Here is a 23,953-nt window from a genome sequence, read left to right as displayed (position 1 = left end):
TTAAAACACCGTCGCTTCTTCCAGCGTAAACTTGACATTATCCTCAATCCATTTACGGCGTGGTTCGACCTTATCTCCCATAAGGACATTGACGCGACGTTCAGCGCGTGCTAGGTCTTCAATCGTGACACGGATGAGGGTACGCGTTTCTGGGTTCATGGTTGTTTCCCAGAGTTGGTCTGCATTCATCTCACCAAGACCTTTATAGCGTTGGAGCGTAGCGCCTTTACCGAACTGCTTGCGAAGTTCTTCTAACTCACCATCCGTCCAAGCATAGGCCACTTCTTCTTTCTTACCTTTCCCTTTGGACATCTTGTAAAGTGGAGGAAGGGCGATATAGACATGGCCTGCCTCAACTAGCGGACGCATATAACGGTAGAAGAATGTTAAAAGAAGAGTTTGGATATGGGCACCGTCGGTGTCGGCATCGGTCATGATAATAATCTTGTCATAGTTGGCATCTTCAAGTGAGAAATCTGCTCCAACACCAGCACCGATGGTATAAATCATGGTATTGATTTCTTCATTTTTGAGGATATCCGCCATCTTAGCCTTGGCTGTATTGATAACCTTGCCACGAAGAGGCAAGATAGCTTGGAATTTACGGTCACGACCTTGCTTGGCAGAACCACCGGCAGAATCTCCTTCGACTAGGTAGAGTTCATTCTTTGCAGGGTTTTTAGACTGGGCTGGAGTCAATTTACCAGAAAGCAAGCCCTTGTCTTTTTTATTTTTCTTACCATTTCGGCTCTCATCACGCGCTTTGCGAGCTGCCTCACGAGCATCACGCGCCTTGATAGCCTTGCGAATGAGATTGGAAGCCAATTCTCCATTTTCCATAAGGAAGAAGGTCAACTTATCAGCCACAATTCCATCCACAACCGGACGAGCTAGTGGACTCCCCAGTTTATCCTTGGTCTGACCCTCAAACTGGAGGTGTTCTTCAGGAACGAGAATAGAAAGAACGGCTGCTAGTCCCTCGCGGTAGTCTGACCCTTCAAGGTTTTTATCTTTTTCCTTGAGAAGTCCTGTCTTGCGCGCATAGTCATTCATAACCTTGGTAATGGCAGACTTGAGTCCTGTCTCATGTGTTCCACCATCTTTAGTACGAACGTTATTGACAAAGGATAGAATGTTATCTGAAAATCCATCATTGTACTGGAGGGCAATCTCCACTTGGAAACCATTGTCTTCGCCTTCAAAGTATAGGACTGGCGTCAAGGTTTCCTTGTCTTCATTGAGGTAAGAAACAAAGTCTTGTACCCCGTTCTCATAATGGAATTCGATTGCTTCATCTGTTCGCTTATCTGTTAAAGACAAGGTCACATTTTTTAAGAGAAAGGCTGACTCATTGAGTCGTTCTGAAATGGTATTGTATTTGAAGTCAGTCGTAGAAAAAATCGTCGCGTCAGGCATGAAAGTGACTTTGGTACCTGTCTTAGACTTGGGTGCTGTACCAATTTTCTTCAAGGTTGTGACGGGTTTCCCGCCATTTTCAAAACGTTGCTTGTAGACTGTACCGTCACGAGTAATTTCAACTTCTAACCAGCTTGATAGGGCATTAACAACCGAAGAACCGACTCCATGTAGACCACCAGATGTCTTATAACCACCCTGACCGAATTTTCCTCCAGCGTGGAGAATGGTAAAGATAACTTCAACAGTTGGAATTCCCATGGCGTGCATCCCAGTCGGCATCCCTCGACCATGGTCTTGAACGGTTAGACTGCCGTCTTTATTGATAGTCACATCAATGCGGTCACCAAATCCAGACAAGGCTTCATCGACTGCATTGTCCACAATTTCCCAGACTAGGTGATGGAGACCAGCACCGTCGGTCGATCCAATATACATCCCTGGACGTTTACGGACCGCATCCAACCCTTCTAGCACCTGAATGGCGTCATCATTGTAGTTATTAATATTGATTTCCTTTTTTGACACAAGGAACCTCCTATTTGTTCATCTTTTCTATTTTACAGGTTTTCTAGCGATTTTGCAAAGCTTTTCCCTTTCAGCTGTCACAATTTCACAGGATATTCTCTGACTTTCTATACCATTTCATGGTATAATAGTTCTATGATGACATTTGTATTATTAATTTTAGCTTATCTGCTAGGTTCGATTCCATCTGGTCTTTGGATTGGACAAATCTTCTTTCAAACAAATCTGCGTGAACATGGTTCTGGAAACACCGGAACAACCAATACTTTCCGAATTTTAGGTAAGAAAGCGGGTATGGCAACCTTTGTGATTGATTTCTTTAAAGGAACCTTGGCCACTCTCCTTCCAATCCTTTTCCACCTTCAAGGTGTATCACCTCTTGTCTTTGGTCTTTTGGCCGTAATTGGACATACCTTTCCTATCTTTGCAGGATTTAAAGGGGGCAAGGCTGTCGCAACTAGCGCTGGAGTTGTTTTCGGATTTGCGCCTATCTTCTGTCTCTACCTAGCAGTCGTATTCTTTGGAACCCTCTATCTTGGTAGTATGATTTCCTTGTCTAGCGTTGCCGCTTCTATCGCAGCCGTTATCGGAGTTCTCCTATTTCCACTATTTGGATTTATCCTAAACAGCTATGACCCTCTCTTCATTTTGATTATCCTAGCACTTGCTAGCTTGATTATCATTCGTCACAAGGATAATATCACACGCATCAAAAACAAAACTGAAAATCTCGTTCCTTGGGGACTAAACTTGACACATCAAAATCCTAATAAATAAAACGCCAGTTTGAAACTGGCGTTTTTTTGTATGCTTATTTTGACTTGATGTAGTTGATACCATCTGCCTTAGGCGCAACTGCTTTTCCAAAGAAGGCTGCCAAGACAAGGATGGTCAAGACATAAGGCGCGATTTGAAGGTAAACCGCTGGAACTCCTTGTAGGAAAGGTAATTGAGAACCGATAACTGCCAAACTTTGTGAAAGTCCAAAGAAAAGACTAGAAAGCATAGCACCAATTGGGTTCCATTTACCAAAGATCATCGCAGCAAGGGCGATAAATCCAGGACCGATAATAGTTGTCACTGAGAAGTTAACTGAAATGGATTGAGCATAAATTGCTCCCCCAATTCCACCTAGGAATCCTGAAATAATAACCCCAAGATATCGCATCTTGTAGACATTGATCCCCAAGGTATCCGCTGCCTGAGGGTGTTCACCAACAGAGCGAAGGCGAAGACCAAAACGTGTCTTAAAGAGAATAAACCATGCAAGGAATGAGAAGGCAATCGCGATATAACCTAGCAAACTTGTTGACTTGAAGAAGATATCTCCAATCACAGGGATATCAGCCAAAACTGGGAAATCAAAACGTCCGAAAGTCTGGCTTAAGTTATCCGTTTGTCCTTTGTTATAAAGAACTTTAACCAAGAAAACTGCTAGGGCAGGAGCCATCAAGTTCAATACTGTACCACTGACAACATGGTCCGCACGGAAATGAACTGTAGCGACGGCATGGATGAGGGAGAAAATAGCTCCCACGATACCAGCAACTAACAAGGAAATCCAAGGAGTCGCTGCTCCAAATTGTTCTGCAAACTCAAGGTTAAAGACAACCCCAGAAAAGGCTCCCATAACCATAATTCCTTCAAGACCGACGTTAACGACACCACCACGTTCAGAGAAAACGCCCCCGATACTCGTAAAAATAAGTGGTGCTGAGTAAATCAGCATAGAAGAGACCAAGAGGGTGAGTAATGTTGTAATAGACATCCTTACTTACCTCCTTTAACTTGTTTTTTAGGTTTGACAAAGCGTTCGATAATGTAGTGAACGCTGACAAAGAAGATAATAGACGCTGTTACAATGCTGACAAGCTCAGACGGAACTTGCGCTGCGTTCATACCCGGTGCTCCTACTTGCAAAACTCCAAATAAGAAGGCTGCAAAGAGAATTCCAATTGGTGAATTTCCAGCAAGCAAACTAACTGCCATCCCGTTAAATCCGATAGCCAATGATGATCCCTGAACGTAAACGTTTTGGAAGGTTCCAAGACCTTCGACCGCTCCCCCAAGACCAGCCAGAGCACCAGAGATAATCATTGATAGGATGATTGTACGTTTTGCTGAAATACCAGCGTACTCTGAGGCATGGGGATTGAGACCAACTGCACGAATTTCAAAACCGAGAGTCGTTTTCTTTAGCAAGAACCAAATCACAGCTACAGCAATGATTGCAAAGAAGATTCCGATATTCATACGGGAATTTCCAGTCAACTCTGATAACCATGATGTCTGGTATGTGGCGTTGGCACTAACACGAATCGTTGAGTCTGTACTTTGCATAATATCTTTCGGAAAGGCATGAATAAAGGCATTTCCCACATACAATACAATGTAGTTCATCATGATGGTCACGATAACCTCTGACGTACCGAGATAAGCTCTGAGGATACCTGGAATCGCACCAACAATTCCACCTGCGATCAAAGCAATAATCACTGTCAATGGAATCAAAACGAGACGAGGCATATCTGGATTCGATAAGGCAAACCAACCACTGAGAATCCAGCCTGCAAGTGCTTGACCAGGAAGTCCGACGTTAAAGAAGCCTGCTCGACTGGCAACTGCGAAACCAAGACCTATCAAGACAAGAGGACCCATGGCACGGAAAATTTCTCCAATCCCACGGAGGCTACCAAAAGCTGTATAGAACAACTCCTCATAACCCCAGATAGCATCATATCCGAAGATCCACATGACAATGGCTCCGAGCAAGATCCCTAAGAATACGGAAATCAAGGGAACCGAAATTTGTTGTAATTTTTTAGACATCACTCTTCTCCTTTCCCAAGTTTCCACCTGCCATCAAGACACCAAGTTCTTGTTTGTTAGTTGTTTCTGGCGATACAATACCTTGAATCTTACCATCGTGAATAACAGCAATTCGGTCTGAGACATTTAAAATCTCATCCAATTCAAAGCTGACAACAAGGACAGCCTTCCCGTTATCACGCTCTTCAATCAAACGTTTGTGGATATATTCAATGGCACCGACATCCAAACCACGAGTTGGCTGGCTGACGATAAGGAGATCAGGATCTCGATCAATCTCACGAGCGATAATCGCTTTTTGTTGATTTCCTCCTGAAAGAGCTGCCGCTGGAACAAATTCGCTTGCCGCACGGACGTCAAATTCTTCCATCAATTTCTTAGCATGTGAAGTGATATTGGCATAGTTCAAGATACCATTCTTGCTGAGTGGCTCTTTATAGTAGGTTTGAAGAGCGATATTTTCTGAAATCATCATCTCCAAAATCAAGCCATCACGGTGACGGTCCTCAGGAACGTGCCCCACGCTTAGTTCTGTAATTTGTCGAGGATGCATCCCTACGATTGATTTTCCTTTTAATTCAACGCTACCTGACTCAACCTTACGAAGACCAGTAATGGCTTGAATGAGTTCAGATTGACCATTGCCATCAATACCTGCAATACCGACAATTTCACCAGCACGAACATCCAAGGATAGATTTTTGACTGCTGGTACACCGCGGTTTTCATTGACAACCAAGTCTTTGATAGACAAGACCACTTCTTTGGGTTGTGGTGCTTGTTTTTCCGTTTTAAAGGAGACTGAGCGTCCAACCATCATTTCTGCCAAGTCCGCATTTGTTGCTCCTGCGATTTCAACCGTCTGGATTGATTTCCCACGACGGATAACCGTCACTCGATTCGATACCGCACGAATCTCATCCAGTTTATGGGTAATCAAAATGATAGACTTCCCTTCTTTGACAAGGTTTTTCATGATTGCCATCAACTCATCGATCTCTGAAGGAGTCAATACGGCTGTAGGTTCGTCAAAGATAAGGATATCAGCACCACGATAGAGTGTTTTCAAGATCTCTACACGTTGTTGGGCACCAACGGAAATATCCGCCACCTTAGCAGCAGGATCTACTGCCAAACCATAACGTTCAGAAAGAGCCTTGATTTCTTTAGTAGCACCAGCTATATCTAGAACACCATTTTTAGTGATTTCACTCCCTAAAATGATATTCTCAGCTACTGTAAAAGCCTCAACCAACATAAAATGTTGGTGAACCATCCCAATTCCAAGACCAGCGGCTTTAGATGGTGAGTCTAGTTTTACAACTTGACCATTCACCACAATTTCACCGCTCGTTGGTTCAAGAAGTCCTGCCAGCATATTCATCAGAGTGGATTTACCCGCTCCATTTTCTCCTAAAAGTGCATGGATTTCACCTTTTCGCAGTTGCAAGTTGATTTTGTCGTTTGCTACAAATTCACCAAACACCTTGGTAATATCCCGCATCTCAATGACATTTTCGTGTGCCATATGCTCTTCCTTTCAGAGGTTTATTTTATTTCAATAAAACCTGCTAATCACATTAACAAGCTCTATTGAGACAAAAATTGCCTCAATTCTTAAAGAAGCGACCGATGGCCGCTTCCTAAGAAATGACTTTTATCCATTATTTTTCAGGAACTTTTACGCTTCCGTCAAGGATCTTAGCTTTTGCATCTTCAACAGCTTTTTTACCTTCTTCTGAAAGGTTTGTTACTGCTAGCTCAACCCCTTTATCTTTCAATGAGTAAACAATCACTTGTCCACCAGGGAATTCACCTTTTTCTGTTTTGTTGGCAATATCTTTTACAGTTGTACCAACTTGTTTCAATGTAGATACAAGAACGAAGTTAGATTCTTTACCATCTTTAGAAGTGTATTTACCTTCTGCTGCTTGGTCACGGTCTACACCGATAACCCAAACTTTTTCGTTTTCATTTTTGTTTTCGTTCAATGATTTTGCTTCAGCAAAGACACCAGCACCTGTACCACCAGCTGCTTGGTAGACAACGTCTGCACCGGCAGCATATTGAGCTGCTGCAATTGTTTTACCTTTGGCAGCATCACCAAATGAACCAGCATAGTCAACTTGGACTTTGATAGATGGGTCTACTGATTCAACACCAGCTTTGAATCCAGCTGCAAAACGTGAAATAACTTCAGATTCAATACCACCTACAAAACCAACTTGTTTTGTTTTCGTAGTTTTCGCTGCTGCAACACCAGCAAGGTAAGCTGCTTCATTATCTGCAAATCTTACGCTCGCAACATTCTTTTGACCTTCAATCACATCATCAATCAAGACATAGTTTAGGTCAGAGTGGTCTTTTGCTGCTTCCTCAACTGCATTGTGAAGGGCAAAACCAACACCGAAGATCAGGTTGTAACTTCCAGCCGCTTGTTGCAAGTTGTTAGCATAGTCTGCTTCGCTTGTTGATTGGAAGTAAGTATAACCTTTATCTTTAGAAAGATTGTGTTCTTTACCCCAGTCTTGCAAACCTTCCCAAGCTGATTGGTTAAATGATTTATCATCAACACCACCAGTATCTGTTACGATTGCTGCTTTGGTCTTCATTTCTGATGAAGATGAAGCTGCGTTACGAGAAGAGCGGTTACCACATGCAGCAAGTCCAACTGCTGCTACTGCAACTAGACCAAGGCCTAGCCATTGTTTCTTGTTCATTACTGAACCTCCTAAATAAGATGTGCAACGATGTTGCAAGTATGGATTGGTTGGTCACACAGACCACAGCCACTACAAGAGTGGCCCAGACTAATTTAAGTCTGTAAATGAGTATGGAAGTAACTCCCCGACCGTCATCTCGACCGTCGATTTATCTTTAGCGACTAAAGTCACTTTTAGATCTTGTTCAAAAAATTCAACCATGACCTGGCGGCAAGCACCACATGGCGAGATGGGTTTTTCAGTTTGTCCGTAGACAATCAATTCTGAAAACTCCCGTTGCCCCTCCGAAACTGCTTTAAAAATAGCAGTACGTTCTCCACAATTAGTCAAGGGATAGCTAGCATTCTCGATGTTCACACCCGTATAAATACTACCATCCTTGGCTACTAAAACAGCACCGATGGGAAAGTGAGAATAGGGGACATAGGCTTGTTTGCTGGTTTCAATTGCTAGTTCAATTAACTCAGTAGTCGCCATCTGCCAATTCTCCTTTTAAGATTGTTACACCAGCAGATGTTCCGATACGGGTAGCGCCTGCTTCCACAAAAGCGACAGCATCTGCATATGAACGAGCTCCACCAGCTGCCTTAACTCCCATATCTGGCCCGACTGTTTTACGCATCAACTGAACATCCTCAATAGTGGCACCACCAGTTGAAAATCCAGTTGATGTTTTGACAAAGTCAGCGCCTGCTTTCTGGGATAATTGGCAGGCCACAACCTTTTCATCGTCTGTCAACAAGCAAGCTTCAATAATGACCTTAACCAACTTGTCACCACTTGCTTCTACGACAGCACGGATGTCCGATTCAACCAAATCCAGATTGCCTGATTTGAGGGCACCAACATTGATAACCATATCAATCTCATCCGCACCGTTTTGAACAGCTTCTTTTGTTTCAAAAGCTTTCACAGCTGAAGTTGTTGCTCCCAAAGGAAAACCTATTACTGTACAAACTTTTACATCTGAGCCATCAAGCCCTGTTTTCGCATGTTTAACCCATGTGGGATTGACACAAACGCTGGCAAAGTCATACTCACGCGCTTCAGATAGCAAACGATCAATTTGTTCTTGACTTGCATCTTGCTTTAAAAGCGTATGATCAATATATTTATTTAACTTCATATTCGGATTCTCCCTGGTTTTATGAGATAATTTCTATAATTTCTCGTAAACTTTGCACTCCATCATTTATTTTAACATATTTTTGAAATTCTGTAACTAGTTCAGAAGAAATTTTTCCATTTGTATAAACTTTTGCAACAATTTCTCCTTTTTGAACGGAGTCTCCAACTTTCTTTTCAAAAACAATCCCTGTTTCATAGTCCAAGTCATCAGACTTGACTGCACGACCAGCTCCTAGTCTCATGGCATAGAGCCCAAATTCCATAGCTGGAAGGGCTGAAATAACACCTGTATCTTGAGCTGGAATTTCCAGCACATGGGCAACTTTGACTGGGCGATAGAGATCTTCTAAATCGCCACCTTGTGCTGCTACCATTTCTTCAAACTTAGCCAGTGCTTGGCCATTTTCTAGGTGTTGACGGATTTCCTCGATCGTTTTCTCAATATCAGCCAACCCAAGCATAATCTGAGCTAGCTCGCAGATAAAGTGACTAATATCTTCTCGGCCTTTCCCTTGTAAAATCTCCAATGCCTCAAGGATTTCGAGACGATTGCCAATGGCTCTTCCCAAGGGCTGACTCATATCGGTAATGACTGCTACTGTTTTTCGACCAACAGCCTTACCAAGATCCACCATGGTTTGAGCTAATTCGCGCGCCTCATCAACCGTCTTCATGAAGGCACCCTCACCGACCGTTACGTCTAGCAAAATGGCATCCGCTCCTGCAGCAATTTTCTTGCTCATAACAGAACTAGCAATCAAAGGAATCGTGTCGACAGTTGCTGTCACATCACGGAGGGCATAGAGAAGTTTGTCTGCTTTAACCAGCTGATCGGACTGCCCAATGACAGATACACCAATGTCCTGTACCTGACGAATGAAATCTTCTTGACTTCGCTCAACTTGATAGCCCTTAATGGACTCCAATTTATCAATTGTTCCACCAGTATGGCCGAGACCACGACCACTCATTTTAGCTACGGGAACACCGAAACTCGCAACAAGGGGAGCCAAGATTAAGGTCACCTTATCACCTACACCACCAGTCGAATGCTTATCAACTTTAACCCCATCAATAGCTGACAAGTCAAACTCCTGACCTGTCTTGACCATATTCATCGTTAGATCAGAAATCTCACGTGTGGTCATTCCTTTAAAATAAACAGCCATAGCAAAAGCAGACATCTGATAGTCTGGAACAGTTCCAGCCACATAGCCTTCTACCAACCATTTGATTTCAGCTGCAGTCAGTTCTTGACCATCTCGTTTCTTTTGAATTAAATCAACTGCTCTCATTCTTTCACACTTCTAAGGATATAGTATCCCTTATCTTTCTTTACGATTTCACAATTTCCAAAAACGTCTTCCATCTTACTTTTAGCACTTGGAGCTCCTTGTTTTTTCTGAATGACGATGGTTAAATCTCCTCTGTCTTTCAAGAAATCTCTGCTCTTTTCGATAATCTCATGAACAACCTGTTTGCCCGCTCGAATCGGCGGATTGGAAATAACATGGTCAAACTTCCCTTCAACTTGTTCATAGATATTGGATTGGAAAATCGTTGCTTCTACTTTATTACGTTCAGCATTTTGTCGCGCTAGGTCCAAGGCACGATTATTGATATCGACCATAGTTGCCTGAACTCCGTAAGCCTTGACCAAAGTAATACCAAGGGGACCGTACCCACAGCCGACATCAAGGACCGTCTCTCCTTCATTTACCTCTAGACACTTGAGCAAGAGCTGACTCCCAAAGTCAACCATTTTCTTGCTAAAAACACCCGCATCCGTCAAAAAGGTCATGTTTTCTCCCAACAACTCCACTCTTAACTCATGAATGTCGTGAGCAGCATCAGGATTTTCTGCATAATACATTTTACTCATAAAACTATTTTACCATAATTTGGCTTGAATTGTAAATCGTTTACAAAGTGATGAGCAAATGAAAAAGACTGAAGAATCCTAGTCAAAAAACCTTTTCTTCAATCTCTTTCAATTATTAGAAATACATTACAATCTATCGGGAACTACAAATTATCATAGTCAGGAAAAAACAGTTCGTCTGCAATCAGGCGCATTTTTATTACTATTTCTTAACCTTAAAATACTTTATTATCAACAAGATTCCCAATATGATGTTTAGATAAAAACCCAACTGATAAGTTTGTGTCAAGATTTCCAAACTTGTCCAAAGTCGTATCAAATCCTCTAGTGACATACGGAATAGATATCCTTCTGTAGCAATCCACAAAATCAAAAATAGATAACTACCAGCAGCAAGCCATTTCGTCCACTGCTTTTTTACTAGCCAAGCAATCAAGAGCGAACAGATAAAGACAACTGTTACAATGGCATGTTCCATCAAAAAAGTAAAACCGTAATAGATTTCCACAAAGCGTCTACCATTATCCGCATTCGCTCCCCTTATAAAAGGTAAGGCAAAACTTAAAATAAAACAGAGTTCCAATATATAACTTTTTAAGATTTTCATGACACACCTCCTATAAGTTGTGAACCAAAAAGCCCACTTTCAATAACTGATAAGTCTTCAGAAACCATTCTCTATCTCATCATTAAATTATTCAACCTCCATCTACCTCTATTATACGATATTGACTTACTACCATCAAGAAACCGCTTTATCTTTTTAGCTTTTTATGGTATGATAAACAAAATATATAGGGGAAAACAAATGACAAACGAATTTTTACATTTTGAAAAAATCAGTCGCCAGACTTGGCAATCATTGCATCGCAAAACAACCCCTCCCTTGACAGAGGAAGAGTTAGAATCCATCAAGAGTTTCAATGACCAGATTAGTCTGCAGGACGTAACAGACGTCTATCTTCCCCTAGTTCATCTTATCCACATTTACAAGCGCACCAAGGATGATTTGGCATTTTCAAAAGGAATTTTTCTTCAACGCGAAAGCAAATCCCAACCTTTTATCATTGGGGTTTCTGGAAGTGTTGCTGTGGGGAAATCGACTACTAGTCGCTTACTTCAGATTCTTCTATCACGTACTCTCCCGGATGCTACTGTAGAATTGGTGACAACTGACGGTTTTCTCTATCCCAATCAAACCTTGATTGATCAAGATATCTTAAATCGCAAAGGTTTTCCTGAAAGTTATGATATGGAGACCTTGCTGAATTTTCTTGATCGCCTAAAGAATGGGCAAGATGTCGATATTCCTGTCTATTCTCATGAAGTGTATGACATCGTTCCTGGAGAGAAACAATGTGTCAAAGCTGCTGATTTTGTCATTGTCGAGGGGATTAATGTCTTTCAAAATCCTCAAAATGAGCGCCTTTACATCACTGATTTCTTTGATTTCTCCATCTATGTGGATGCTGCTGTCGAGGACATTGAAAGTTGGTATCTGGATCGTTTCTTAAAACTGCTCAGCTTTGCCCAAAATGATCCCAACAGCTACTACCACCGCTTTACGCAAATGCCGATTGGAGAAGTTGAAGCCTTTGCACATCAGGTTTGGACCAGCATTAATCTCACAAATCTACAAAACTATATCGAACCGACAAGGAATCGTGCTGAGGTTATTCTCCACAAGACTAAAAACCATGAAATCGATGAAATTTACCTAAAAAAATAATTTCCCCTTGTCAAAACCTAAGTTTTCATATATAATGGTATAGTTAGTAAATATGGAGGTAAGAACATTGGCAAACATTAAATCAGCTATCAAACGCGCTGAATTGAACGTTAAACAAAACGAAAAAAACTCAGCTCAAAAATCAGCTATGCGTACTGCTATCAAAGCTTTCGAAGCAAACCCTTCTGAAGAACTTTTCCGTGCTGCTAGCTCAGCTATCGACAAAGCAGAAACTAAAGGTTTGATTCATAAAAACAAAGCAAGCCGCGATAAAGCTCGTCTTTCAGCTAAACTTGCTAAATAAGAAACAGTCCATAGAGGCTGTTTTTTTGTCCTCTAATCAGAAAAGGTAGAAAATGAAAATCGCAATTATAGGATATTCTGGAGCTGGCAAGTCAACTCTAGCTGAAAAGTTGTCAAACTACTACTCCATCCCCAAACTGCATATGGATACACTTCAATTTCAACCTGGTTGGCAAGACAGTGACCGCGAATGGATGTTGACCGAGATGAAAAACTTCCTCACCAATCACTCAGACTGGGTCATCGATGGCAACTATTCTTGGTGCTGCTATGAGGAAAGGATGAAGCAAGCTGACCAAATCATCTTTCTCAATTTTTCACCATGGACTTGTCTCTTTCGAGCCTTTAAACGGTATCTCACATACCGAGGCAAGGTCAGAGAAAGTATGGCTGCAGGTTGCCCTGAACGCTTTGACTGGGAGTTTATCCGATGGATTCTCTGGGATGGACGGACAAAGAATGCCAAAGAACGTTATCAACGGGTTCAAGAAACCTATCTAGAGAAAGTAATTGTCCTCCAGTCTCAAAAGGAGATAGACCACTTCTTAGATAATCTCGTACATAACAAGAAAAACCAACGTGCCTAACGTTGGTTTTTTGCTTTTACCCAATCACACTTCCATTTGGTACAGCTGGATCCACTGTGAGAAGGTTTAATTTGCCATCATGTTCAGCTGAGAGAATCATCCCTTGACTGACATATTTCTTCATCATCTTACGTGGTTTGAGGTTGGCAACGATTTGGACTTTCTTGCCGACCAATTCTTGTTCGTTTGGATAGTATTTAGCTATTCCTGAGAGGATTTGACGGTCTTGACCATCACCAGCATCTAGGCGGAATTGGAGCAACTTATCAGAACCTTCCACTTTAGACACTTCTTTGACTTCTGCGACACGGATCTCAACCTTGTCAAAGTCTTCGAACTTGATTTCATCCTTGTTGAGTTTGAGTTCAACTTCATCTGGATTCCATTCTTTTTCGACTGCTGGTTTGTTACTTTCCATTTGTTCCTTGATATAGGCAATCTCTTCTTCCATGTCCAGACGTGGGAAGATTGGTGTTCCTTTGGCAACAACAGTCACACCAGCAGGGAAATCAGCCAAGCTCAAGTTTTCTAGGCTAGAAACTTCTGCTAGACCAAGTTGTGCCAATACGGCGCGACTAGTTTCCATCATAAATGGCTCAATCATGTGAGCTACGACACGAAGGCTAGCTGCCAAGTGGCTCATGACACTTGCTAATTGGTCACGAAGAGCTTCATCCTTGGCCAAGACCCACGGAGCAGTCTCGTCGATGTATTTATTGGTACGAGAGATAAGAGTCCAAACTGCTTCAAGAGCACGTGGGTAGTCAACTGCTTCCATGTGTGTATGGTAGTCTGCGATTGATTGTTCTGCAACCTCAGAAAGAGCATTATCAAAGTCTGTCACACCTTCTACGTAGGCAGGGATTTGCCCATCAAAGTACTTGTTGATCATGGAAACCGTACGGTTGAGGAGGTTTCCGAGGTCATTTGCCAATTCATAGTTGATACGGCCTACATAGTCTTCAGGAGTGAAGGTTCCGTCTGAACCGACTGGAAGGCTACGCATGAGGTAGTAACGAAGTGGATCCAGTCCATAACGTTCTACTAGCATTTCAGGGTAAACGACATTCCCTTTAGACTTAGACATCTTGCCGTCTTTCATGACGAACCAACCGTGGGCAATCAAGCGGTCAGGCAATTTCATATCCAACATCATGAGAAGAATTGGCCAGTAGATTGAGTGGAAACGAAGGATGTCTTTCCCTACCATATGGAAGACCGTTCCATTCCAGAACTTGTCGTAGTTAGCATGATCCTCTTGACCGTAACCAAGAGCAGTCGCATAGTTAAGAAGGGCGTCAATCCAAACATAGACAACGTGTTTTGGATTTGATGGGACTGGTACTCCCCAGGTAAAGGTTGTACGAGACACTGCCAAATCTTCTAAACCTGGCTCAATGAAGTTACGCAACATTTCATTAAGGCGACCATCTGGAGTGATGAAATCAGGGTGCGATTTGAAAAATTCTACCAAACGATCTTGGTATTTGCTGAGGCGAAGGAAATAAGACTCTTCTGAAACCCATTCCACTTCATGTCCTGATGGAGCGATACCACCAGTTACATTTCCAGCTTCATCACGGAAAACTTCTGCCAGCTGGCTTTCTGTAAAGAATTCCTCATCTGAGACTGAATACCAACCAGAATATTCACCTAGGTAGATGTCATCTTGAGCAAGCAAACGTTCAAAGACTTGAGCCACCACTTTTTCATGGTAATCGTCTGTGGTACGGATAAATTTATCATATGAGATATCCAGTAATTGCCAGAGTTCTTTAACTCCAACTACCATGCCATCAACATAGGCTTGTGGTGTAATCCCAGCTTCTTCTGCTTTTTGTTGAATCTTTTGGCCATGCTCATCAAGACCAGTCAGATAAAAGACATCGTAGCCCATAAGGCGTTTGTAACGTGCTAAGACATCACAGGCGATAGTTGTGTAGGCAGAACCGATATGAAGTTTACCAGATGGATAGTAAATCGGTGTTGTAATATAAAAATTCTTTTCAGACATATTTTTTCCTTTCCAGGCAAATGAAACCTGTTTTTCTAACACTTCATTATATCATATTTTTAGTGATTTTCGATAGAGAAATTCATACAAAAACAAGACAGACAAATGTCCATCTTGTTTTTTTATCTTTTAAATTATTCATAACGAAGGGCTTCGATCGGATCAAGCTTAGAGGCTTTATTGGCTGGTAAGACACCAAATATCATACCAACGCTGGCTGATACAGCCAAGCTAAAGAGAGCAATTGGGAGGGAAACCCCAACTTCGATACCTGCAATCATGTTTTGAAGCAATACTCCGGCTAACATGGTCATTCCAGCAGCAATCCCAAGGCCGATAACACCACCTAGCAAGGTCAAAATCATGGATTCAATCAAAAACTGAACTAAGATATTAGCTCGTGTAGCTCCGAGAGCTTTCCGCAGACCAATCTCACGCGTGCGTTCTGTTACCGAAACCAGCATGATATTCATAACACCAGTTCCCCCGACAAAGAGAGAGATTCCTGCGATGGCACTGATAACAGTGGTCATAAAACCAAATAGTTGTTGTACTTCTTGGAAGGCGGCAGTTGCGTCTGCAACTTGGTACTCCCCTTGTTGAAGACCTGCAATCTCAGTCAGTTTTCGAGCCAACTCTGGACCCAAGGTCTGCGTTAGACTAGTATCATTGACACGAAAGACGATGTTCGAGATTTCATCAGTATTAAAATTGGCTGCGAGAGAGATATTGGTCGTAATTGGAAGACCACCAATCCCAAAGGCTTTAGCAGTTTTAGCTTCATTGCTAGTATAAACGCCAATCACACGGTAACTAAATTCATTGACAGAGATGACTTGATTAACCGCAGCTTCTGGACTATCAAACAAACTCTTGGCTAATTCTTCATCCAACAAAATCACACTGGCAAATTCCTTGTAGTCTTGCGGTCTTAGACTTCTACCCGCAACGATTTCATTTTCAACTGCGCTCATGTAGGTGCTATTTCCGCCTGTCAGAGTCGCTCGTTCAACCTTCTTATCCTTATAAGATAGGGTAACGTTGGTCGAGTTGGTGACATAGTAACTGTCTACTCCTTTAAGTTTAGCAGCCTCCTTGACCCAAGACTCCAGTGGTTTTGGTGGTTCAACATGAACATCCTCTTCTTTCCCACTGACTGTCAAAGCGGATTGTTTCTGCGTAAAGGAGCCGTCCTTGCTTTTGATAGGAGAGAAAAAGACATGGATATCCTTTTGTGATTTGGTCATGTTTTTATTGACCTGACGAGACATGGAGTCTCCCAGAGCCATGATGACGACGACAGACGAAACTCCGATGATAATCCCGATCATGGTGAGGAAGGAACGCATCTTGTGGGCCATGATGGATGAAAAGGCAAATTTCAGATTCTGCATCTAGTTTTCCTCCTTTTCTACCTGAGCACTGTCTGATGAGATGACCCCATCACGAATGACAATTTGGCGTTTGGCATAGGCGGCAATCTCAGGCTCATGCGTGACCATGATAATGGTCTTCCCTTCCTTGTTTAACTCCACCAACAGTTGCATAATTTGATTTCCTGTCTTGGTATCCAAGGCTCCTGTAGGTTCGTCTGCTAGGATGATAGAGGGATTATTTACCAAGGCACGGGCAATCGCTACACGTTGCTTTTGTCCACCTGATAACTCGGAAGGCAAATGATGACTGCGCTCCGTTAGCTCAACCTTTTCCAGAAATTCCTCAGCCAATTTCCGACGTTTTGAAGCTGAAACTCCGGCGTAAATCAAGGGCAATTCGACGTTTTGAAGTGCATTGAGTTTGGACAAGAGAAAGAACTGCTGAAAGACAAAGCCAATTTGCTGGTTGCGGACCTTGGCAAGCTGTTTCTCTCCAAGACCTGCAACTTCTTGCCCTTCAAGGTAGTACTCTCCACTGGTTGGTGTATCCAACATTCCGATGGTATTCATCAAAGTGGACTTACCAGAACCAGACGGTCCCATAATGGCGACAAACTCACCTTCTTGAACTTCTAGATTGATATTTTTAAGGACCTGAAGTTCTTGGTCACCATTTCGATAACTCCTGCAGATATTTTTGAGACTAATTAGTTTCTTCATCAGCCTTCACCTCTTTTCCTTCTTCCAAGGAAGATGTTGGATTACTGATGACCTTGGCACCGTCTGTCAAACCTGAAGTAATTTCTTGGTTGTCTGCGCCCGCATTCCCCAAAGTAACTTCTACCTTCTTCGCTTTTTTCTGGTCGTCAACGAGCCAGACATAGTTTTTGTCATTTTCGGTAACAACACTTGTTAAAGGAACAAGGATGGCCTTACTCTTGTTTTTGACTTCCACACTGACTGAGAAGCCTTGTTTTAACTCACCGATATCGCTAGTCACATCAACAGTATAAGGGTACTTAGATCCAGTATTTCCTCCAAGGGCTGCATTTGCTGCTTCTCCGTTGTTTTTAGGATAATCAGAAATATAGCTAATTTTTCCTGTCCAGCTCTTATCTTGGTAAACCTTCGAAGTAAAGGTAACTTCTTGCCCAACAGAAAGATTAGCAAGGTTGTATTCAGACAACTCCCCTTTGACCTGCAAGTTTTCATTACTTACGACATGTACTACCACTTGGCTATTACCTGTTGGCGATTTGGAAACATTACGATTGACTTCAACTACAGTCCCTTCTAGTGTACTGAGGACAGTTGCAGCATCTAGCTGAGCTTGAGCCTTGTTGAGCTGAGCCACAGCATCTGCACGGTTATCCTTGGCATCACTGATTTGAGAATCAATAGAAGATACTGAAGAAGTCGCTGCTTGCGCTTGTTCTGGGAGTCCAGCTTCTGTTGGAACCTGTGGAGAAGCTGGTGCAGCTGATGCATTTTCACGAGCTTTGTTTAACTCCTCGATATGACGGTCTGCCTTTGCAACTGCACGTTCTGCTGCATCATAGGCAGCTTGAGCATCTGCACTGCTGTATTTGACCAAAGCTTGCCCTTCTTCGACCTTGTCCCCAACCGAAACAAGAATTTCATCTAAATCTCCCTTACTAGCATCAAAATAAACGTATTGTTCATTTTTTGCTGTAACCGTACCTGACAAGAGAACCGATGAAGCAACGGAACCTTCCTTAGCAGTAACGATATGAGAGGTTTCATCCTTGACTGCTGACTGGGAAGGTTGTCTAAAAATCAAAATTCCCGCAGCACCGATAACAATAGCACTGGCAATACCAATCGCTGTGTATAATTGCCATTTTTTTGCCTTTTTATTTCTTTTCATTTTCAAGCTCCTTTATATTTTTGCCTTACAAAAACCATTATATCAGAAACACCAAGCCCAAACAATAACAGTTCAGATGGAAACAATGACAATTCAGGATCATTATTTCGTTCGGTATTCGTTTATTGGGTTATTGTTCTAGATATATAATACAATATCTTTTTGAATTTGGCAAGCGTTTTTATAATTTTTTTACCGTAGCAGATTTTTGCATTCAAAAAATAAAAACGATAGAATATGACTATCAAAGCTATAAGGAGTTTTCTATGAGAGAATATGATATCATCGCCATCGGTGGAGGAAGCGGCGGCATTGCCACTATGAACCGCGCTGGTGAACACGGAGCCAAAGCAGCTGTTATCGAAGAGAAAAAATTGGGTGGAACTTGTGTCAACGTTGGCTGTGTTCCTAAGAAAATTATGTGGTATGGAGCTCAAATCGCTGAAAGCTTCCACCACTACGGTCCTGACTATGGGTTTACGAGTTCAGATGTTCAATTTGATTTCGCAAAACTTCGTCAAAACCGTGAAGCCTACATCGATCGCGCTCGCTCATCTTATGATGGAAGTTTCAAACGCAACGGGGTTGATTTGATTGAGGGGCGTGCTCATTTTGTTGATTCCAACACCGTCAGTGTTAATGGTGAATTGATTCGTGCCAAGCATATCGTGATTGCAACTGGCGCTCGTCCAAGCATTCCAACTATTCCTGGAGCTGAACTCGGTGGTAGCTCAGACGATGTCTTTGCTTGGGAGCAACTTCCTGAATCCGTTGCGATTCTTGGAGCTGGCTATATCGCTGTTGAATTAGCAGGTGTTCTCCACGCACTCGGAGTAAAAACTGATTTGTTTGTCCGCCGCAATCGTCCTTTGCGTGGTTTTGACAGCTACATCGTTGAAGGACTTGTCAATGAAATGGAAAAAACAGGTCTACCTTTGCACACACACAAGGTACCCGTCAAGCTCGAAGAAACGGAGCAAGGTATTACCATTCATTTCGAAGATGGTTCTAGTCACACTGCAAGCCAAGTTATCTGGGCTACCGGTCGCCGTCCAAATGTAGATGGTCTTGAGTTAGAAAAGGCCGGAGTTACACTCAACCAACGTGGATTTATCCAAGTGGATGAGTATCAAAATACTGTTGTTGATGGTATCTATGCCCTTGGAGACGTTACTGGTGAGAAGGAACTAACCCCAGTAGCCATCAAGGCAGGACGCACCTTATCTGAACGCCTTTTCAACGGAAAAACAAATGCCAAGATGGACTACACGACTATCCCTACTGTTGTCTTCTCACACCCAGCAATCGGAACGGTTGGTTTAACCGAGGATCAAGCTATCAAAGAATACGGCCAAGATAACATCAAAGTCTACAAGTCAAGCTTTGCATCCATGTACTCAGCTGTTACAAGCCATCGTCAAGAATCTCGCTTCAAACTCATCACCGCCGGTGCTGACGAAAAAGTTGTTGGACTTCACGGACTTGGTTACGGAGTGGATGAGATGATTCAAGGATTCGCTGTTGCCATCAAGATGGGGGCAACCAAGGCGGACTTTGATGCTACAGTAGCTATCCACCCAACTGCCTCAGAAGAATTTGTAACCATGCGCTAATTATCACAAGAGACCTCTTGAGGTCTCTTTTTACATGCAAAATCGGCTGTTACAAAAATTGTTACCTTAGTTAAAAGAATAGGTTGACTTTTCTTTCTGAATTAGTATAATAGTTACTATAATTTCGAAAAGAGGTTAACAGTTTTGAAAAAAGCTCATATCTATGCTATCCCTGCTATCGGTGCTGCTCTCATTGCCGTTTTGGCACAAATCAGTCTCCCTATCGGTCCTGTACCCTTTACTTTGCAAAACTTTGCAATCGGTCTGATTGCTACTGTTTTTAGACCCAGAGAAGCTGTTCTATCTGTAGCTCTCTATCTCCTGCTTGGTTCCATTGGTTTACCTGTTTTTGCAGGGGGAGGAGCTGGATTTCACGTTTTAGTCGGTCCAAGTGCAGGCTATCTTTGGTTCGACCTTGTTTATGCTGGACTTACATCTTATCTCATTCATCAAAATAGTGGCTACATTCGCATTTTCCTGGCTAACCTCTTGGGTGACTCCCTCGTCTTTGTCGGAGGTATTCTCAGCCTCCACTTCCTTGCTGGGATACCATTTGATAAGGCGCTTGCAGTAGGTGTCCTTCCCTTTATCCTCCCTGACCTTGGTAAGATCATTGCCATTAGTTTCATTGGTCGTCCCCTACTAGAACGATTGAAAAGCCTTCCATATTTTTCAAGATAAAAGAATAGTCCAGAACAATTGATCTGGACTATTTCCTTTCTAAGAATCAACTATACACTATTTAGCTACTTGACTATTCTTATACCGGTATGAATATTAATCGTTTTATTCTTCAAATTATAGCTATTCACGATATGCAAAGTAGAAAAGTATTCTAATTGATTCAACCCAAATAAGCTTTCATTGATTTTGAAAGGATAATAACTGTATATTTTCAGAAAACGCATTTTTACTGATAGAACTATATTTAATAAATTATTTGTGATACAATAGAGCTACCTAAAAGATTCAGTAAATTTAATGTTCATTGATTATTTATATTAACTTGAACATTTTGATTTCTTTTAATACAAAAATAATTATAAATAATTATAAGCAGAAAGGTAATTCTATGGCAAAGAATACTCGTGAGCTAATCATTAAAGCTCTCATCACACTAGCTAAGAAAAATCCTCAACGTAGTTCCTTTACAATGACTGAAATTGCTGCTGAAGCTGGTATTTCACGACAAGCGATTTATCAAAAGCATTTTAACAACTTTGAAGATATTATTGAGTACATTCACGAAGAGACCAATCAGCACATTTTTAATGTCTTTAATAAGTACTGCCCTAACAATGATGGAGATCCTGTTACCTTTTTAGCAGACTATATACTTCCGCTCATATACGAAAAAAAAGAAATTGTTAACACCTTGTATACCACACAAGTCGACCCATGTTGGAAGGAGTTTTTGCGTGAAACGTACTCTGAGTGGGTACTAAAGAATGTCAATTACCAACTGAAATATAATTTTAGTAAAGAAGACATCGCTTATATCATTACGACCATGGCAATCTCTTTCATCGAAGTCTGGATTCGTAAAGATAATCCAATACCACCTGAAGAGTATAAAGAGACTTTCATTCAATTGTCTAAAACTTCTTTGTGTGACTACATTGTGTCCTAAAAAAAGAATCTTGAGCTGCACTCAAGATTCTTTTTATTGTCCACCTTTAAAGGCATCAACCATTATCTGAAATTCTTCATTGGAAAGCGTGATTCCTTTGCCCATTTTGGTATGGTCAGGACTCCAAGAACGAATATCAAACTTTGCAGGGGCACCATTAAAGCTAACGCGATTTAGTTCTTTTGTCCATCCTTTGTCATTTTCAGACAAGGTCAGTAAGTGTTCTTCGATTTCAAATATAAATTCTGCCATTTTAACTCCTTTATGTGATATGCTTTCTATAGTCTATTCGTAAAAATCTTGTGGTTTTTAGGAAAATTTTATATAATGTGGATATATAAGAAGGGAGGATTCTATGAGACAGACATTCAAACTAGTTCTAGATAAACTACATGGTTTTCTCAATGGGAATGATGATCATCCTCAAACCGAGGACAACTCCCTCACTGCTATGATTGAACAAGCCATCCAGAAAAAGACGGCTGTTCATGTGATACTTGCTGAGACAAGTTTTACGGGTGATATTGTTAAACACGATGCTATTCGTCAACAAATTATCGTCAAAAATTTTTCAAAAAACGTGACCCGAATCATTCGTATCAGTGATATTAAACGACTTCGTTTTGTTCCCTCAACCGTACAAAAAGCTCAGAAAAGTCTATTTAAGAAAGAGTGAGATGTTCTTTGCATCCCACCCTTTTTCTTAACGGATTTGTTCAAAATGAAGATGAACGGCGATATGGTCGCCATAACCACTTCTCTCCAAATCGCGTTGCAAGCGATAAGAGATATAGTGTTCTGCAATAGTAATGTAGCCAGCTCCAAGTAAGCGGTGCTCAACCATTGACTGGATCATGCTGATAGTGGCACGTTCTACTTTTGCTTCTTCCAAGTCCAAAACGACTTTCTTAGTAACTTGAGCTAGGTTTTGACGTAAGTCATCAGTCAAAACATAAACTGTTTGAGCTGCTTTTAAGACAGCTTGGTAAATTTTATCTGGATCAAATTCAGCAATTTCTCCATTACGTTTGATTACTTGCATAAGATTCTCCTTTATTCTTTGTTTTCTCTGATTTCAGCCAGCATCTTTTCTTCTTCGGCTGTTAGTTGATAGTTTTCTAGCAGGTCAGGTCTGCGCTCGTAGGTTTTCTTTAGACTCTCATAAAGCCGCCACTGGCGAATCTTTTCATGGTGCCCACTCATGAGCACATCTGGCACGACCATGCCTCGATAGTCATAAGGGCGTGTATACTGAGGATATTCGAGAAGACCTGAAGAAAAGCTATCATCCTGGTGACTAGACTCCTTACCAATCACTTCTGGTATCAAGCGCACGGTCGCATCAATCATGGTCATGGCCGCCAATTCTCCTCCAGTCAAAACATAGTCTCCTAGGGAAATTTCATCGGTTACCAAGGTCTTGATGCGCTCGTCATACCCTTCATAGTGACCACAGATAAAGACCAGTTCCTCTTCCTGGGCCAAATCCTCAGCGTAAGCCTGATCAAACTGTTTCCCAGCAGGATCGAGAAGAATGACGCGGGGATTATTCTTTTCAATGGCATCAAAGGCATCGAAAATAGGTTGGGCACGGAGCAACATCCCCTGACCACCTCCGTAGGGCTCATCGTCAACATGACGGGCTTTTTCAGCGTATTCTCTGAAATTATGGTACTGGATATCCAAGAGCCCTTTTTCTCGAGCCTTTCCAACGATTGAGTGCTCCAGTGGAGAAAACATCTCTGGAAAGAGGGTTAAAATATCAATCTTCATCATCTAGTCCTTCTAAGATTTCCACTTGAACCCGCTTGTTTGGAATATCAACATTGAGAACTACTGGCGGAATGTAAGGTAAAGGCAAATCTCGCTTGCCTTTTCGCTTGACCACCCAGACATCATTGGCACCTGGTTGTAGGATTTCCTTGATAGTTCCAATCAAGTTCTCTCCCTCGTAAACTTCCAAACCGATAATCTCGTGATAGTAGAATTCTCCATCGTCTAAATCGTTCAAATCTTCTTCAGCAACCTTGAGGCTATAACCCTTGTACTTCTCAATCGCATTGATATGGTACATGTCTTTGAATTTGATAATGTCAAAATTCTTATGCTTACGGTGGCTAGCGATGGTCACTTTTTGGACAAACTGATCTTTTTCATCAAATAAAGCCAGTTCTGCCCCTTTTTTAAAGCGTTCCTCAGCAAAATCCGTCACAGACAAGACTCGCATCTCACCCTGTAGCCCCTGCGTATTGACGATTTTCCCAACATTAAAGTAGTTCATCTTGTCTCCTGTATCTATTTCTATCC

The 23,953-nt window shown here is 41.9% G+C and carries 26 protein-coding genes; 8 read left to right on the top strand and 18 right to left on the bottom strand.

Features of this window, described 5'->3' with window-relative positions:
- Window positions 1-1,944 carry a DNA topoisomerase IV subunit B gene (parE, locus tag B7714_RS04860; RefSeq protein WP_000037293.1) on the bottom strand — a complete coding sequence of 648 codons (1,944 nt, stop codon included), beginning with the start codon at window positions 1,942-1,944 and terminating at the stop codon, window positions 1-3.
- A gap of 135 nt (window positions 1,945-2,079) precedes the next feature.
- On the opposite strand from parE, the gene plsY reads away from it, so the two are divergent.
- On the top strand, window positions 2,080-2,721 hold the full coding sequence (gene plsY / locus B7714_RS04855) for a glycerol-3-phosphate 1-O-acyltransferase PlsY (protein ID WP_084859808.1): 642 nt from the start codon (window positions 2,080-2,082) through the stop codon (window positions 2,719-2,721).
- Between the two features lie 34 nt (window positions 2,722-2,755).
- On the opposite strand, the gene B7714_RS04850 is transcribed toward plsY, so the two are convergent.
- The 9 genes from B7714_RS04850 to B7714_RS04810 all read right to left on the bottom strand — a co-directional run bounded on the left by B7714_RS04850 (window position 2,756) and on the right by B7714_RS04810 (window position 11,113).
- Entirely contained in the window at window positions 2,756-3,712 is a 957-nt protein-coding gene (locus B7714_RS04850; protein ID WP_084859807.1) for an ABC transporter permease, read from the bottom strand.
- Window positions 3,713-3,714: 2 nt separating this feature from the next.
- Window positions 3,715-4,773 carry an ABC transporter permease gene (locus tag B7714_RS04845; protein WP_084859806.1) on the bottom strand — a complete coding sequence of 353 codons (1,059 nt, stop codon included), beginning with the start codon at window positions 4,771-4,773 and terminating at the stop codon, window positions 3,715-3,717.
- A complete protein-coding gene (locus tag B7714_RS04840; RefSeq protein WP_000929834.1) occupies window positions 4,766-6,301 on the bottom strand; it encodes an ABC transporter ATP-binding protein in 1,536 nt (511 codons plus the stop codon). Before B7714_RS04840 ends, B7714_RS04845 begins: the two co-directional genes overlap by 8 nt.
- Window positions 6,302-6,437: 136 nt before the next feature.
- Window positions 6,438-7,493 (bottom strand): BMP family lipoprotein, encoded by a 1,056-nt coding sequence (locus B7714_RS04835; protein WP_001036150.1) that lies wholly within the window; start codon window positions 7,491-7,493, stop codon window positions 6,438-6,440.
- A 90-nt stretch (window positions 7,494-7,583) separates the two neighbouring features.
- Window positions 7,584-7,973 (bottom strand): cytidine deaminase, encoded by a 390-nt coding sequence (locus B7714_RS04830; RefSeq protein ID WP_000246111.1) that lies wholly within the window; start codon window positions 7,971-7,973, stop codon window positions 7,584-7,586.
- On the bottom strand, window positions 7,960-8,622 hold the full coding sequence (deoC, locus tag B7714_RS04825; RefSeq protein WP_000773696.1) for a deoxyribose-phosphate aldolase: 663 nt from the start codon (window positions 8,620-8,622) through the stop codon (window positions 7,960-7,962). The genes B7714_RS04830 and deoC overlap by 14 nt, the downstream gene beginning before the upstream one ends.
- Window positions 8,623-8,641: 19 nt before the next feature.
- Window positions 8,642-9,919 carry a pyrimidine-nucleoside phosphorylase gene (locus tag B7714_RS04820; protein ID WP_049477648.1) on the bottom strand — a complete coding sequence of 426 codons (1,278 nt, stop codon included), beginning with the start codon at window positions 9,917-9,919 and terminating at the stop codon, window positions 8,642-8,644.
- On the bottom strand, window positions 9,916-10,506 hold the full coding sequence (locus B7714_RS04815) for a class I SAM-dependent methyltransferase (protein WP_080976511.1): 591 nt from the start codon (window positions 10,504-10,506) through the stop codon (window positions 9,916-9,918). Before B7714_RS04815 ends, B7714_RS04820 begins: the two co-directional genes overlap by 4 nt.
- Before the next feature lie 202 nt (window positions 10,507-10,708).
- Complete coding sequence (locus B7714_RS04810; protein WP_049477650.1) at window positions 10,709-11,113, bottom strand: hypothetical protein; 405 nt, start codon at window positions 11,111-11,113, stop codon at window positions 10,709-10,711.
- A 201-nt stretch (window positions 11,114-11,314) separates the two neighbouring features.
- Here B7714_RS04810 and coaA point away from each other — a divergent pair, with 201 nt between their 5' ends.
- From coaA to B7714_RS04795, 3 genes are all read left to right on the top strand, one after another.
- Window positions 11,315-12,235, top strand: a complete 921-nt coding sequence (coaA, locus tag B7714_RS04805; RefSeq protein WP_084859805.1) for a type I pantothenate kinase — start codon at window positions 11,315-11,317, stop codon at window positions 12,233-12,235.
- Window positions 12,236-12,302: 67 nt separating this feature from the next.
- Complete coding sequence (rpsT, locus tag B7714_RS04800; protein ID WP_001274000.1) at window positions 12,303-12,539, top strand: 30S ribosomal protein S20; 237 nt, start codon at window positions 12,303-12,305, stop codon at window positions 12,537-12,539.
- Window positions 12,540-12,591: 52 nt separating this feature from the next.
- Window positions 12,592-13,125: a DNA topology modulation protein gene (locus B7714_RS04795; protein ID WP_084859804.1), complete on the top strand. Its 534-nt coding sequence runs from the start codon at window positions 12,592-12,594 to the stop codon at window positions 13,123-13,125.
- Window positions 13,126-13,141: 16 nt separating this feature from the next.
- Here the strand turns inward: B7714_RS04795 and metG are convergent, their stop codons facing one another.
- The 4 genes from metG to B7714_RS04775 all read right to left on the bottom strand — a co-directional run bounded on the left by metG (window position 13,142) and on the right by B7714_RS04775 (window position 18,403).
- Window positions 13,142-15,139, bottom strand: coding sequence for a methionine--tRNA ligase (metG, locus tag B7714_RS04790; protein ID WP_084859803.1), 1,998 nt, complete (start codon window positions 15,137-15,139; stop codon window positions 13,142-13,144).
- Window positions 15,140-15,273: 134 nt separating this feature from the next.
- Window positions 15,274-16,533 carry an ABC transporter permease gene (locus tag B7714_RS04785; RefSeq protein ID WP_084859802.1) on the bottom strand — a complete coding sequence of 420 codons (1,260 nt, stop codon included), beginning with the start codon at window positions 16,531-16,533 and terminating at the stop codon, window positions 15,274-15,276.
- Window positions 16,534-17,235 (bottom strand): ABC transporter ATP-binding protein, encoded by a 702-nt coding sequence (locus B7714_RS04780; protein ID WP_000733797.1) that lies wholly within the window; start codon window positions 17,233-17,235, stop codon window positions 16,534-16,536.
- The gene (locus B7714_RS04775; RefSeq protein WP_084859801.1) at window positions 17,219-18,403 is read right to left on the bottom strand and encodes an efflux RND transporter periplasmic adaptor subunit; all 1,185 of its coding nucleotides are present in this window, start codon (window positions 18,401-18,403) and stop codon (window positions 17,219-17,221) included. The genes B7714_RS04780 and B7714_RS04775 overlap by 17 nt, the downstream gene beginning before the upstream one ends.
- A gap of 266 nt (window positions 18,404-18,669) precedes the next feature.
- Here B7714_RS04775 and gor point away from each other — a divergent pair, with 266 nt between their 5' ends.
- From gor to B7714_RS04760, 3 genes are all read left to right on the top strand, one after another.
- Complete coding sequence (gor, locus tag B7714_RS04770) at window positions 18,670-20,016, top strand: glutathione-disulfide reductase (RefSeq protein ID WP_084859800.1); 1,347 nt, start codon at window positions 18,670-18,672, stop codon at window positions 20,014-20,016.
- 144 nt (window positions 20,017-20,160) lie between these two features.
- Window positions 20,161-20,697, top strand: a complete 537-nt coding sequence (locus tag B7714_RS04765) for a biotin transporter BioY (RefSeq protein ID WP_084859799.1) — start codon at window positions 20,161-20,163, stop codon at window positions 20,695-20,697.
- Between the two features lie 391 nt (window positions 20,698-21,088).
- A complete protein-coding gene (locus B7714_RS04760) occupies window positions 21,089-21,646 on the top strand; it encodes a TetR/AcrR family transcriptional regulator (protein WP_084859798.1) in 558 nt (185 codons plus the stop codon).
- A 33-nt stretch (window positions 21,647-21,679) separates the two neighbouring features.
- Here B7714_RS04760 and B7714_RS04755 read toward each other — a convergent pair whose 3' ends face one another.
- Window positions 21,680-21,898 carry a YdbC family protein gene (locus B7714_RS04755; RefSeq protein WP_084859797.1) on the bottom strand — a complete coding sequence of 73 codons (219 nt, stop codon included), beginning with the start codon at window positions 21,896-21,898 and terminating at the stop codon, window positions 21,680-21,682.
- Window positions 21,899-22,001: 103 nt separating this feature from the next.
- On the opposite strand from B7714_RS04755, the gene B7714_RS04750 reads away from it, so the two are divergent.
- On the top strand, window positions 22,002-22,322 hold the full coding sequence (locus B7714_RS04750; protein ID WP_084859796.1) for a eukaryotic translation initiation factor 4 gamma: 321 nt from the start codon (window positions 22,002-22,004) through the stop codon (window positions 22,320-22,322).
- Between the two features lie 27 nt (window positions 22,323-22,349).
- Here the strand turns inward: B7714_RS04750 and B7714_RS04745 are convergent, their stop codons facing one another.
- Genes B7714_RS04745 through rimM form a run of 3 tightly spaced genes read right to left on the bottom strand, consistent with a single transcriptional unit; the run spans window position 22,350 to window position 23,927 of the window.
- Window positions 22,350-22,688 carry an ATP cone domain-containing protein gene (locus B7714_RS04745; protein ID WP_001196045.1) on the bottom strand — a complete coding sequence of 113 codons (339 nt, stop codon included), beginning with the start codon at window positions 22,686-22,688 and terminating at the stop codon, window positions 22,350-22,352.
- Window positions 22,689-22,699: 11 nt separating this feature from the next.
- Window positions 22,700-23,419, bottom strand: a complete 720-nt coding sequence (trmD, locus tag B7714_RS04740; RefSeq protein ID WP_084860376.1) for a tRNA (guanosine(37)-N1)-methyltransferase TrmD — start codon at window positions 23,417-23,419, stop codon at window positions 22,700-22,702.
- Entirely contained in the window at window positions 23,409-23,927 is a 519-nt protein-coding gene (rimM, locus tag B7714_RS04735; protein WP_084859795.1) for a ribosome maturation factor RimM, read from the bottom strand. Before rimM ends, trmD begins: the two co-directional genes overlap by 11 nt.
- Between the last annotated feature and the right edge of the window lie 26 nt (window positions 23,928-23,953).

The organism is Streptococcus oralis subsp. oralis (assembly GCF_002096595.1).
In the GTDB taxonomy this organism is placed as follows: Bacteria; Bacillota; Bacilli; order Lactobacillales; family Streptococcaceae; genus Streptococcus; species Streptococcus oralis_D.
The sequence above is the reverse complement of the archived record's forward strand: the minus strand, read 5'-3'. Positions and strand labels throughout refer to the sequence as shown.